General features: G+C 55.7%; 9 protein-coding genes. 6 read left to right on the top strand and 3 right to left on the bottom strand.

Annotated features, from left to right (window positions below; genetic code table 11):
* Window positions 1-54 precede the first annotated feature (54 nt).
* The 3 genes from Pla52nx_RS19285 to Pla52nx_RS19275 all read right to left on the bottom strand — a co-directional run bounded on the left by Pla52nx_RS19285 (window position 55) and on the right by Pla52nx_RS19275 (window position 3,476).
* Window positions 55-1,572 (bottom strand): TlpA family protein disulfide reductase, encoded by a 1,518-nt coding sequence (locus tag Pla52nx_RS19285; RefSeq protein ID WP_146519865.1) that lies wholly within the window; start codon window positions 1,570-1,572, stop codon window positions 55-57.
* Window positions 1,573-1,693: 121 nt separating this feature from the next.
* Window positions 1,694-2,764 carry a GTP 3',8-cyclase MoaA gene (gene moaA / locus Pla52nx_RS19280; RefSeq protein WP_231741940.1) on the bottom strand — a complete coding sequence of 357 codons (1,071 nt, stop codon included), beginning with the start codon at window positions 2,762-2,764 and terminating at the stop codon, window positions 1,694-1,696.
* Window positions 2,765-2,768: 4 nt separating this feature from the next.
* Window positions 2,769-3,476, bottom strand: a complete 708-nt coding sequence (locus Pla52nx_RS19275; protein ID WP_146519866.1) for a hypothetical protein — start codon at window positions 3,474-3,476, stop codon at window positions 2,769-2,771.
* A 559-nt stretch (window positions 3,477-4,035) separates the two neighbouring features.
* Between Pla52nx_RS19275 and Pla52nx_RS19270 the strand changes: the two genes are divergently transcribed.
* The 6 genes from Pla52nx_RS19270 to Pla52nx_RS19245 all read left to right on the top strand — a co-directional run bounded on the left by Pla52nx_RS19270 (window position 4,036) and on the right by Pla52nx_RS19245 (window position 12,261).
* Window positions 4,036-5,820 carry a DUF1800 domain-containing protein gene (locus tag Pla52nx_RS19270; RefSeq protein WP_197454550.1) on the top strand — a complete coding sequence of 595 codons (1,785 nt, stop codon included), beginning with the start codon at window positions 4,036-4,038 and terminating at the stop codon, window positions 5,818-5,820.
* Window positions 5,821-5,970: 150 nt separating this feature from the next.
* A complete protein-coding gene (locus Pla52nx_RS19265) occupies window positions 5,971-7,512 on the top strand; it encodes a DUF1501 domain-containing protein (protein ID WP_146519868.1) in 1,542 nt (513 codons plus the stop codon).
* A gap of 58 nt (window positions 7,513-7,570) precedes the next feature.
* Window positions 7,571-7,828 carry a zinc ribbon domain-containing protein gene (locus tag Pla52nx_RS19260; protein WP_146519869.1) on the top strand — a complete coding sequence of 86 codons (258 nt, stop codon included), beginning with the start codon at window positions 7,571-7,573 and terminating at the stop codon, window positions 7,826-7,828.
* Window positions 7,825-8,715 (top strand): biotin--[acetyl-CoA-carboxylase] ligase, encoded by an 891-nt coding sequence (locus Pla52nx_RS19255; protein WP_146519870.1) that lies wholly within the window; start codon window positions 7,825-7,827, stop codon window positions 8,713-8,715. Before Pla52nx_RS19260 ends, Pla52nx_RS19255 begins: the two co-directional genes overlap by 4 nt.
* A 149-nt stretch (window positions 8,716-8,864) precedes the next feature.
* Complete coding sequence (locus Pla52nx_RS19250; RefSeq protein ID WP_197454551.1) at window positions 8,865-9,983, top strand: exostosin family protein; 1,119 nt, start codon at window positions 8,865-8,867, stop codon at window positions 9,981-9,983.
* Window positions 9,984-10,629: 646 nt separating this feature from the next.
* On the top strand, window positions 10,630-12,261 hold the full coding sequence (locus tag Pla52nx_RS19245) for a proton-conducting transporter membrane subunit (protein WP_146519872.1): 1,632 nt from the start codon (window positions 10,630-10,632) through the stop codon (window positions 12,259-12,261).
* The last annotated feature ends 23 nt before the right edge of the window (window positions 12,262-12,284 follow it).

Raw genomic sequence — 12,284 nt, 5'->3', positions numbered from 1 at the left:
TCGGAAAGACGCGACTACGTGACGATTTCACTGCAACAAGTGTCGGGTTGGGAGCTACTTCCCTTTGCCTTTCCCCAACAACTCTCGGATCTTTGCTTCGATCGTTTTCGCCGTCGCCTCGCCGGCACCCGTTTGAACAAGTTGAACGACGCCCTCGCGATCGATCAAAACGACATGGGGAATCCCACGCACGCCGTACTCCGACTGCATCTCGCTTTCTTTGGGAGTAACGATCACGGGATGCAGCAATTCGTGATGCTTCAAAAAACTCTCCAGCGTTTTACGTTCGTCTTCGGCCGACACCTCGTCCGTCGATCGAGACGCCCGCTGATTGAGATCATCCCAGGCGTAGTTGTAGTACGTGGTGACTCCGACGATTTCGAATCCGTCGTCGCCAAACTCTTTACGCCACTCACGCAAGTGATCAAACGTTGCGATGCACGGCCCGCACCACATGGCCCAGAAATCGATCAGGATCACTTTCCCCTTGAGTGACTCTCGCGAAACGTCCGTCGCATTGACCCAAGCGTCGATGTCCCAATCTGGAGCGGCAGCCCCCACAAGCGTCTTGGCTGGCTTGACGCCGGCGATTCGTTCTCGGTGGATTTCCAGGCGTCTCAAGGTTGATTGCACGTTTCTGTTACTTCCCGAAATCGGCAAGAGACGTTTCGTCACCCTATCCAATCGTGCTTTGGCCGCATCGGGATCATCCTGCTTCCATCGCGTGATCATCAAGTACTGCGTCTCGGCGTAGTCGGACTGCAGTGCTGGTGATTCGGGAAAGCGTTCCAGGGCAGATTCCAAGACGCCGTCGATCATCGCGATGCAATCGTCACGCCAAGGATCGTTCTCAGCCTGATCGGTGCTGAGCGTGCGCAGCAGTCTGACGATCGCTTGCATGGTCTGCTCTGTTGCATCGTCAGATGTGTTGATCTCGCGGAGTCGATCCAAACGGGCTTGCACCATTTTTTTTGCTTCCTCCTCTTTGCCGTCATCCGACAACGCCTTTGCGTGCATCGCCGTCAACAGCGAGAGCGGCAACTGCGCTTGCATCTCCAGCTCGGGTGACACCGACGACAGTGCATTCACGCCGCGCTGCGTCGCTTGCATCATCTTGTCTTTCTCAGGCGACTGACGATTCAGCCCCTGCATTCCCTGGATCGTCATCCAAATGCCGTACTGGTTTCCTTGAACATTGACGTGTGCGATCTGATCGTCCAACAGCATTTGAAACTGCTGCCACGCCTTCTCGTCTTGGCCATCGGATGCAAACCGACCGGCCAGCGACTCACGCAAGATATTGAGATCAGACATCTCGGGATGCTCCGCAAGCTTTGCCTCTAGATACGCTGCGGCATCATCGACGTCCTTGTCCATCCGTGACAAAAGTTCGTTGTAGATCTGCTGAAAAGCCGCTGCATCGCTCACATCATCGGCCAGGGCACGCGGAGGCATCGCAGCGTGCCACCCCAGTGATCCGAACCCGATAGCACAGATGATACCGAGCAAGCCTGCTGTGAAACGAAACCGGTGAATCTGGCAGCCCGTTGGTTCAGAATTTTGCGTACGCATGAATGCGAGTCCAAAGATAGGATTCAAAGCAGTGGGGTGAAACAATGGTGCTCAGACAGTCGCGTCTGACACACACGCAACGGTAAGTCTAGCCTGAACCGACGGGATGATTCATTGACCGCTAGCCTCCGATCGAATACATCGGCCGATCGGGGGGCGAAAAAAACACGTCGTTCATGCCGTGGCCGGCGGCTTTCGCGGAAACCGCAGTCACGATCACATCGAGCAACTCTTCGTCGCTCGCTCCGCCTCGCATTTTGTCGCGTATCGGAAACTCGTTCTGGGCAAACAGACAATTTCGGATTGCGCCATCGGCGGTCAGCCGCAGACGGTCACAGGCGTTGCAAAAGGGCACACTGACAGACCGAATCAAACCGATTCGCGCACCGCCGGAAAGTTGAAAACTTTCCGCAGGCTGAGATGCATGGGGACGATCTCGTTCGGTCAGCTTGCCAAAATGGGATTCGATGATTGCCCGAATTTCATCACCGCTGAGGACATCGGCTTTCTGCCATGCGCGATCGGTGTCCAAAGCCATGAACTCGATGAACCGAAGCTCCACATCACGCTCAATGGCAAATCGAACCAAGTCAACGATCTCCGTTTGCGTGATGCCTTTCATCGCGGTCGTGTTGAGCTTGATCGAGTCGAACCCGACACGCAACGCAGCGTCGATTCCGCTGATCACCTGATCAATCCCTTTGCGTCGCGAGATTCTCAGAAACGTCGCTTCGTCTACCGTGTCCAAGCTGATGTTCAATCGTCGCAGGCCTGAATCACGTAAACGCTCGGCTTGTTCGGCCAACAACAAACCATTGGTGGTCAGCGACAAATCATCCAATCGATCCAGCGCAGCCAACATTTTGATCAACCGATCCAGATCGCGGCGTACCAGTGGCTCACCACCCGTGATCCGAACACTATGAATCCCGCACCGATCAACGAGCAGCGAAACCAGCCTCTCAATTTCTTCAAAAGTCAGCAATTTCTCTCGCGGCGCAAACTCTGCACCCGTTTCGGGCATGCAATAAAAACAACGCAGGTTACAGCGGTCGGTCACGCTGATGCGCAACGATCGATGCACACGACCAAAGACGTCGATCAAAGGCATCGAAACGTTGTCAGAGACGGGCAACTTGACGGGAGAACCCGAGAGCTGATTGGAATTGGCGGAGGTCTTACGTTCGTCCAATTCGCTATCCCGTCTGAGAACGAATACGGGCGACTTCACCGGGGGTTGCCAAGCGAGTGACGCGTCGCTGCAGCAAGTCATCCGTCTCCAGCCGGTTGTGCTTCTCCGCAATAGCAAACCATTGGGAGGGATGCACGGGGGTGATTCGTTTGCCCATCATGCGATTGCGGTGTTCCTTGTGGAGAGCGTTCACGTCGGTCGTCTTGATGATTTTTCGATCCATTCCGGGGCGCGGCTTGGGCAGTTTCGCATACGTGATCGTCGAAAGCAATTCATCGTCGGCGAGACAACTATTGAATCCGAAATGGCCATCGTCGGTGATACTGTCATTGACCTTCAACGCCACCCGAACGGCGTAAAAGCAGCTCTGCCCAGCAGGCTCACTCATGGTCATCAGGGCAATCGCGATGGGACCAACGGCAGGAATCGTTGCATAGTGGTTGATCTGGTACCCCAATGGTTCGGCTTGGGGGCGTAGGCCATCGAAGTAATTCATCAGCCGCTTGGGGACTTGTTCGGCATTGACGCTCAGCAATCGGCGACTCTCGGTCGCGAACTGAAGCGGCGCAGGCATCCTGAAAAGCTTGAACAGCACTCCCGCCACAAGCCACTCGAAAACGTTGCTGCACATCGGCCTCAACTCGCCGAAAGGAATGCTGCGAATGTCACCGCTGACGAACAATTGCCGATCCGCTGCTGTGCCCTGACTCATTTTCTTCCTTCCCTCAAGGTCTCCGCCATCAAGACTTCTATTCTTAGGGTAACCAAACACGTGCCCCCTCGCCTCCCGTGGTGCACTCTGGGTGCCCGACCAGGGCCCTGGACTCCAACGCGAGTGTAGGATTTTCTTCCCTCTTTACCCTGCCTTCACGCCCGATTTCATGCAGGGCGAGCGTCTAGCGGTTTCCTGGCTAGGAAAAAGAGATGATTCAATGGGGGTCAGGTCACCGTTGCAAGTTGCATTGCGGGGTTGAGATCGCTATTCTTGGGCAGCGACGAGACGTGCATCGCCCGTGACTTTGGCTCATTCCCAGGGACAGCTTGGTAGTCCCGAGTGGACTGTGAGCCGGAGGTCTTTAGCTACGCACGTGTTCTTTTCTTCCTTCTCCACGAGCGGTTCTACAATGAAGCCTCTTCTGTTGTTCAGATGGGGCGGGCATATTGCTGCCCGCGCAACGTTATTTTTGACAGTGGTTTTATGTTGCCTCTGCGATGTCAACCTCACTCAGGCAGGCACGTTTGACTTGCCCAATGCGAGAGAAGCTCGTCGCATGAATGCAAAGATTCAAGCGTCGCAGTTCTTGTCCAAGGCGACGTTTGGTCCCGACGAAGCGTCGATTGAAGCGTTGGCCGATCGGATCTTGCAAATCGGCAACATGCGTGCGTTCGGCGAATGGATCGATCAGCAATTTGAGTTGCCCGTTTCATCGCAGGAGCAAGTTGCTCGCGACATCATCGCTACCGACGGACGTGAGCCTGACATGGCGAATGTCGGCATCCAAGATTATCGCTATCAGGCATGGTGGCATATCGCTTTGACAGGCGAAGATCAGTTGCGACAGCGAGTTGCTTACGCGTTGTCGCAAATCTTTGTCATCGGCGATTCAGGTGCAGGATTCAACAACAACGCCGGCCGCGACATCGGCGGTGGTGAGCAAAGTATCCCCGATTGGCTGGGCATGAGCAATTACTATGACATGCTCGCGGCCGGTGCATCGGGCAGCTATCGAGACTTGCTCGGGCAGGTGACGTATCATCCGTGCATGGGCGTCTGGCTCAGTTCGGTTCGGAATCTGAAGTCGAATGTGGCATTGGGGCGTTACCCCGATGAAAACTACGCACGTGAGATCATGCAGTTGTTTTCGGTCGGTCTTTATGAACTGCACCAAGACGGGCGGCCCAGGCTGAACGCCAATGGGGAGCTGATTCCGACTTACGACAACGATCAAATCAAAGAGCTGGCTCGCGTGTTCACTGGAATGAAGTACTATCACAACGGGTCCAACAGCTTTTACACCGGTCTGAATCTCGGCGATCCGATGATGGTGGATCAGTCTCAGCACGACAACAATTACAACTACGCCGAAGACCCCAACGTTCCTGGTCAGGTCGACCCCAACGAACGGCACAGCAAAATTGTTTTCGGCGTGACTCTGGACCCTTTGCCGGTTCCGATGACCAACGAAGACGCGAAGGCTGAGATCGACCAAGCCCTCGATGTCGTTGCCAACCATCCTAATGTTGCGCCTTTCATCTGCATCAGGTTGATTCAGCGTTTGGTCAAGTCCAATCCGTCGCGTGGCTACGTTCGTCGCGTTACGCGTGTCTTCAATAACAACGGACAAGGACAGCGCGGGGACCTCAAAGCGGTGGTCAAAGCCATTTTGACGGATCCCGAGCTGTTTGCCGGACAACGGACGCGACGATTGAGTAACCCGCCGCGAGTGGAAGTCATCACTCGGGGGACCGAGTACAGTCGAATGAAGGAGCCCATCCTGCGTATCACGGGAATGATCCGAGCACTGCGTCCATCGTCGGACTACCCAAACGGTTACATGATGCTGTCTCGCTCGATCGAAAGTGACCTTGGACAGATGCCGTATCGGTCACCCACCGTGTTCAATTATTACTTGCCCGACTACCAACCACCCGGTGCATTGACCACCTATGTTCCCTCCCGGCGGAATCCTTTTGGTGCTTTGTATGCCCCTGAATTTCAGATCTTGACCGCGGTAACGGCTAACCGGACGTTGAATCGGATGTATTACAGCGCCCGAAACAGGTACATGCAGTACGGCATGCGTGTGGGGACGTGCAGGATCACATTTGATTTGGACGAAGAAATCGAGATGGCCAAGGATCTGGCGAACATGGAGCCGATCTTGCAGCGTTTCGACTTGTTGCTCTGTCACGGTTCGTTGAGCGAAGAAACCAAGACGATTATCAAGGATGCGATCGCTGCAGAAACGCTGAACCAGAATACTCGCAACGTCGGGCGGCTAGAGGAAGCCTTGCTCGCAGTGTTGATTTCGCCCGACTGCGTGATTGAAGAGTAGTCCGCAGAGAGGTTTCCTAAAGAGTTCTCGTTGGCCGGTTCGGTAGGGCTGACGGAGAAAGGTTTTTCAGTTCCGCGATCGGGTTTCATCGCCCGATACTGTTTCACTGCATCGCAATCCATCCTTTTCAGATTGTCGGAGTCAACGACCATGTCCAGAAGCGATTCTCCCTCCTCGCTTGCATCGCGACGCTCGATGCTAAAGGCCGCGGCGGGATGCGGAATGATGACCAACACGTCATTAATGGCCACCCTGCTGGGGCTGCAAGCGACTAAGTCGGTGATGGCGGCAAACGATACCAGTGGTTACAAGGCGATCGTTTGCTTGTTCCTGTTTGGAGGTAACGATTCGTACAACATGCTGATTCCACGCGACGGCGATTCGACCTCCGGTGAATACGGGCATTACCACGATTCGCGTGGCGGATTCGACTACGTAGACGGAAACGGGGTTCAGCAAAACCAAGGAGGGTTGGCACTGGAGCAAAGCTCACTTGTGCCTTTGAACCCAGATGGCAGCGGTCGCAGTTTTGGCCTCAGCCCTGGGATGGCTGCCGACGAAGATCCCAACGCGAGCACTGATCCCGCTCAACGCGGAGTGGCAGGACTCTACAACACCGGCAAGCTGGCTTTCGTGGCCAACATCGGCTCCTTGATCGATTACATGACCGCCACAACGTATGCGAGCACCCAGAAACCCTTGGGTCTGTTCTCCCACGCCGACTTGCAACGACACTGGATGAGCGGCGTTCCGCAGACCCGCAACGGGCTGACAGGATGGGGTGGTCGACTTGCCGACGCAATGCAAGCCACCAATCAGAATCCCAGCGTTTCGATGAACATTTCGATCGGCGGAGTGAACTTGTTTCAAACTGGCGGTTCCGTGATTCCCTACACGATCACCGCAAGCAACCCGTCAGGAAGCACTCCTGCAACGCCAGCGACCGTTGTGGCAGGCTACTCGCCTGATCTCAGTACGACGAACTATCAAAACCGTATCTTCTCGCGCAACATCAACGGCTTTCTCGATCAGACCTACAGCAACTTGCTCTCTCAATCGCTGGTCGATGTGAACAAGAACTCAATAGACGCGGCGATTGCGTTCAACGAAGCAGTCAACACCGTCACAGTAAACACTCCGTTCAACAGTGAGTCGCCAAGTAGCCAAATGGAAACGATCGCGCGCGTGATCGGTGCCAACAGCGTTCTTCAGCAAGGACGCCAAGTGTTCTTTGTGTCGCTCGGTGGCTGGGACAATCACGGCGACTTGATGACCGCGCACGAAGGCAACCTTTCACGGGTCAGCCGCGCCTTGACGTCGTTCTATCACGCCTTGGAAGAACTCGGACTGGAGAACGACGTGCTGACGTTCACCGCTTCGGACTTCGCGCGAACACTCAGTACCAACGGCAAGGGAAGCGACCATGCGTGGGGCGGGAATCAGATCGTGATGGGAGGCGGAATCAACGGCGGCAAGATCTACGGACAGTTCCCGACCTCTCTCGCCATGGGCACCGATATTTACCTGAACCGTGGACGCTTGATCCCAACGACCTCCGTCGATTCGCTGGCCGCCGAAATCGCCATGTGGTTCGGGATCAGTAACGGTCCTGACCTGGTAGACATTCTGCCCAACATCCGTACATTCTACGGTGCTGGTGAGACAACAACGCCGCTGCAAATGTTCGGTTAGCGGCTGGTTGCGTTTCATGCTGGGCAACACCTGTTCGAGTTGATTGCACGTCGTTTTCATGAGTTCTGATACTTGCTCACACTGCGGCGGCGACATTCCTGCGGGTGCTCGATCATGCCGCCACTGCGGCTCTAGCGACTCAGATGGCTGGCGCGATGAGAGCGAGCATGAGTGGGACGACGGATTTGACTATGACGAGTTTGCTCGCAACGAGTTTGGCAGCGACGATGGCATGGGGACTTCCCTGCCGCGTTGGATCCAGTGGACCGGGCTGACGCTCTTGGTAGCGATCCTGCTGGCGTGGGTCCTCAGATGATGACAAATGGTACTTCACCACATTCCCTGTCCGATGAACCCGATGATTCCAATCACGACTTGCGGATTCACACCACCGGCGACGTCTCAGACGACTTGCGTCGTGCAACACACCGTTTGATCCAACAGCAACTTTGCGGCGAAGTTTTTCACTCGGCGGAAACCCTCTCCACCAACACCGACGCGTTGCAGGAACTCGGTGGGCGTGGGCCGAAGCCAGATTTGGACGGACTGCCAATTCTCTTTCTCACTGATCAGCAAACGGCAGGCCGAGGTCGCAGCGGCAACCAATGGCAAAGCCCGGGGGACGCTCTGACCTTTTCGATGCTGCAACCTTGGCAAATCGCAAGCGAATCGGGGCACCTGCTTTCTCTGGCCGTCGGAGTCGCCATCGCTCAGGCGATCGAGCATGATCATGCGCCGCTGATCGCGAGGCTGAAATGGCCCAATGACGTCTACGTTTCCGGCGGCAAGGTCGCCGGGATCCTGATCGAATCGCTCGCGAGGCAAAACAGCCATGTCGTCATCGGTATCGGCGTCAATGTCGACCAAGCACCGGCATTGGACGGAGCGGCCGCAGGGCAACCCACGCCGCAATCGCTCGCAAAGGCAACCGGCAGCCCCGTGTCGCGTGCCGCATTGCTGATTTCGATCGTTGAATCGCTGGCTGAGACGCTCCGGCAGTTACAGCAGTCCCCCTCAGAAATCTTGAACGCGTATCGGCAGCGGTGCTTGCTCGCCGGAAAACCGATCTCGCTCCTCAGCGGCCAGCGGTCGGTCTCGGGGACATGCATCGGCGTCCTTGACAACGGGGCACTGGAGGTGCAAACACCAACCGGGATTCAGCAGCATTTTAGCGGCGAAACACGCTTGATCCGGTCCGGCTGAATCCCACAGATTGACGGCGAATCGATCTGGCCTTGGGACTCCCCGGTCGCGTAAAAGTCAATTTGCTTGCGAATGTCGCGAGACGAATGCTTTGAGCCTGACGGATTGGTTTCAAGCAACTGCGATCAAGAGAGATGGATGCGAGAACCATGAGCTGGACCAATCGAGTCGCTGCCCTTCGCCAATCGCTTCGCCAGCTTCGGGTGCTGGTACGTGCAAAGAAGACACGGGCGATTCGCGACCGCTGGATGGCGCTGCAGAAACCAGCTTTGACCGGCACTCGCACCTGTTTGTTGGATTTCACGCAAACGGCTCTCGACGGAGAGCAAGGGCGACGCTTTCACGCCCTCGTCTCACTGCTTCGGCGAGCCCAATATGATGTCTATCTGGTCCCCCGTCTCGGATTTCTGCAGTCCGCTCACAAAGGTATCAAATGGTCGGCGGTCAGTGCCACACACCCCTTTGACGCCTCGGTCGGACCGAGCAAGTTTGATCTTTGCCTGACCGATCGCAGCAACCCCGCCGCACCTGCCGAAAAAACTCTGCGTGTCTCGCACCACATGCAATGGCGCACCGATCCGCAGCACATTCCACTGCCCTATAGCTTTCATCCGCAAATCTGGGATCTCAACGAAGATGCCCGGCTGGAGGAGTACCGAAATCAGGAGCGAAAGTGGTTGCTGTTTTTCGGCGGCAATTGCCAACAAAAGTCGTATCAAAAGATCGACCATTACCGTTGGCTCGAAACAGTCAATCGGTACAAATTGATCGCTCAAGCGTTGACACATTACCCAAAGCGAACAACCCGCTTGGATGATGCCAAACAGTTAGCGAACGCCAAGACGACCAACATCGATGGGTTTGTGCTGATCGACAGCGGCACGCATCGGTTACCTGCCGAGCAGTGGATGGAAACGCTCTCGCAAGCCCACTTCTTCTTGGCCGCCCCCGGCGTCGACTATCCACTGTCGCACAATTGTGTCGAGACGATGGCCGTCGGAACCATCCCCGTGCTCGAATACGGCAGCTTGTTCACGCCAGCTTTGCAAGATGGTGTGAACTGCATCGCGTTCTCCGGGCGTGCTGGTTTCCAGGAAGCGTTGGAGCGAGTGGACAGCATGCAAGCAGATGAAATCGCCGAGCTTCGGCGTGGAGCGATTCGGTACTACGAAGATCACTTGAGTCCGGCCGCCTTTGCCCGTGAATTGATGCGTGAGGATGCGCGCGGCGTGCAATTCTTTTCCTACCAAACCAGCCGAGCAGCGTGATTGCGTTTGGTTGTCGGCAATCTTCGTTTCACGCCAAGCCGCAGGCGTAAACGTGGACTGCTCAAAGTGTGGTGTTGTTTCTTTTTGGGTTTGCGCAAGTTCATGTCCCTACTGCCGGTACAGTGTGTGGCCCCCAGTGAGCCTCAGGCGCTAGCCGTGGGCCTGAGGCGGATTGTGGTGCCGGCCCACGGCTAGCGCCTGAGGCGGATTGTGTGCCGGCCCACGGCTAGCGCCTGAGGCGGATTGTGTGCCGGCCCACGGCTAGCGCCTGAGGCTCACTTTAATTGCGATGCGTGGAACAAGAACATGGACTGAAAAAACAATGCAAACGCCAAACTCTGAGCAGTCCAGCGTAATCGCCACCACCAACCGGACTGCGCCACAGAGTCCATCGCCGTTTACGCCTGCGGCTTGGCGTTAAACGAGTAAATACCCAGCCGCTGTTTGGTGGTGTCTCCTGCGCCTTCGGCTGCGGGTCAAACGAAATTTTGTTCGCATTCAAAACACGCGGAAAACCATCGTTTTAAGACCGTGGGCAAATTTCTGGCTCAAGGTTCCAGCAAAAACACACGAAACCCTATTTACGACGTAGGTGTCGCGTATTAAAGTTCGCGTCACAGTCTTCGTCTCCAATAGGATCTCAGCCATGAGTTTTGCCGTTGCCTGCGTTCTGCTCCTGCCAGCCCTGGTGCTGCTTGGATTTGCCCTAGTCCCTACCGGCCTGGCAAATGCTCGTGTCGAATGGTTGCGTCGAACCATCACTTGGATTTCGGGGCTTCAGTTTGTCTCTGCATTCCTGCTGACATCGTTGTTTGTGACCGGTGCGAGTCCGGTGATCGCAGAGCAGTTGTTGTCGGCCGATCACTTACCGTTCGCCGTTTCGGTCTATTTCGACGGTGTCTCCAGCTTGATGTTGACGCTGGTCAGTTTCGTCGGCTGGGTGATCTGCGGCTACTCGGCTCGCTATCTGGATGGTGAAGCGACACAGGGACGTTACTTTCGCTGGACGGCGTTCACCATCGGCGCTGTATCGATCATGGTGATTTCGGGCAACCTGCTGATGTTCGTGGCTGCTTGGATCTTGACGAGTCTTGGATTGCACCAGTTGCTGACACACTACGGGCATCGACCTGCGGCACAGCGATCGGCTTGGACCAAGTTTGCGATCAGTCGACTCGGCGATGTTTCGTTGATCGCTGCTCTAGTGTTGATCTATCGCCAGTTCAATACGTTTGACTTCGCCGAGCTTTTCGCCGCAGCGGAGTCGATGGAATCGGTAACAACATCACTTGGCGTCGCAGGGTTTCTGTTGGTGGTTGGAGCGATCACGAAGTCGGCCCAGTTTCCCTTTCACACTTGGTTGCCCTTGACCATGGAGACGCCGACACCAGTGTCAGCATTGATGCACGCTGGAATCGTGAACGCGGGAGGGTACTTGATGATCCGAACGAGTCCACTCGTTGCACTCGCGCCCTGGGCATTAACCTTTCTGGCCATCGTCGGTGGTTTCACTGCCTGTTTCGCAGCCGTGGTGATGCTGACTCAGACGAGTGTCAAAAAATCGTTGGCGTACTCCACGATCGCACAAATGGGTTTCATGATGTTGCAATGTGGGCTGGGAGCATTCTCTGCTGCTATGCTGCATATCATCGCTCACTCGCTCTACAAGGCACACGCGTTTCTGAGCAGTGGAACGTTGTTCCCGGGTGAGCAGGTCCCTGACCCTCGGCTCAACGCTCACAGGGTCGACGCTCACAGGGTCGACGCTCACAGGGTCGACGCTCAAGCTTTTGGCCGACTGATCACGTCATGGGGGATCGCAGGGATCTCAACTCTCGGCATTTTGTCTCTCTCGTTTGCTGCGTTCGGAGTCGATCCGATTGTCAAACCTGGTGGACTGCTGCTGGGCGGCGTGATCTGCCTGGCGCTCACCTACTGGGTGGCTCAGGTCTACCAAGCCGGAAACGCAAAACTGTGGGTTCAGGCAATGATTGTTGCCGGGGCACTGTGTACCGCCTACACGTGCAGCTTTGTCGCGGTCGATCAAGTCATCTCGGCCAGCATCCCGAGCAGCAACACAGCGCAGATTCCTTGGGCGGTCTCGGGAATCATCCTGGTGGGTTTCCTGGCGGTGTTCGGACTGCAAGCGACCGTGACTGGAAAAAGCCAAGCGAAATGGATCAGCAAATGGCATGTCCATGCATCCAACGGTTTCTACATGGAAAGCATTGTCCGCCGATTGTTGGCGCCGATTCGTCATCTCAATGCAAACGGCTGAATCACATTTAGCCAAACAATCAA

This window comes from Stieleria varia, from assembly GCF_038443385.1.
GTDB classification, from domain to species: domain Bacteria; phylum Planctomycetota; class Planctomycetia; order Pirellulales; family Pirellulaceae; genus Stieleria; species Stieleria varia.
Note: the sequence above shows the minus strand (reverse complement) of the source record. Positions and strands in the feature narration are given on the sequence as shown.

Excerpts from the sequence above, each read along its gene's own strand:
- Pla52nx_RS19260 (WP_146519869.1), top strand. The coding sequence starts at position 7,571 with ATGAGTTCTGATACTTGCTCACACTGCGGCGGCGACATTCCTGCGGGT.
- Pla52nx_RS19285 (WP_146519865.1), bottom strand. The coding sequence starts at position 1,572 with ATGCGTACGCAAAATTCTGAACCAACGGGCTGCCAGATTCACCGGTTT.
- Pla52nx_RS19275 (WP_146519866.1), bottom strand. The coding sequence starts at position 3,476 with ATGAGTCAGGGCACAGCAGCGGATCGGCAATTGTTCGTCAGCGGTGAC.
- Pla52nx_RS19270 (WP_197454550.1), top strand. The coding sequence starts at position 4,036 with ATGAATGCAAAGATTCAAGCGTCGCAGTTCTTGTCCAAGGCGACGTTT.
- Pla52nx_RS19255 (WP_146519870.1), top strand. The coding sequence starts at position 7,825 with ATGATGACAAATGGTACTTCACCACATTCCCTGTCCGATGAACCCGAT.
- Pla52nx_RS19245 (WP_146519872.1), top strand. The coding sequence starts at position 10,630 with ATGAGTTTTGCCGTTGCCTGCGTTCTGCTCCTGCCAGCCCTGGTGCTG.
- Pla52nx_RS19265 (WP_146519868.1), top strand. The coding sequence starts at position 5,971 with ATGTCCAGAAGCGATTCTCCCTCCTCGCTTGCATCGCGACGCTCGATG.
- Pla52nx_RS19250 (WP_197454551.1), top strand. The coding sequence starts at position 8,865 with ATGAGCTGGACCAATCGAGTCGCTGCCCTTCGCCAATCGCTTCGCCAG.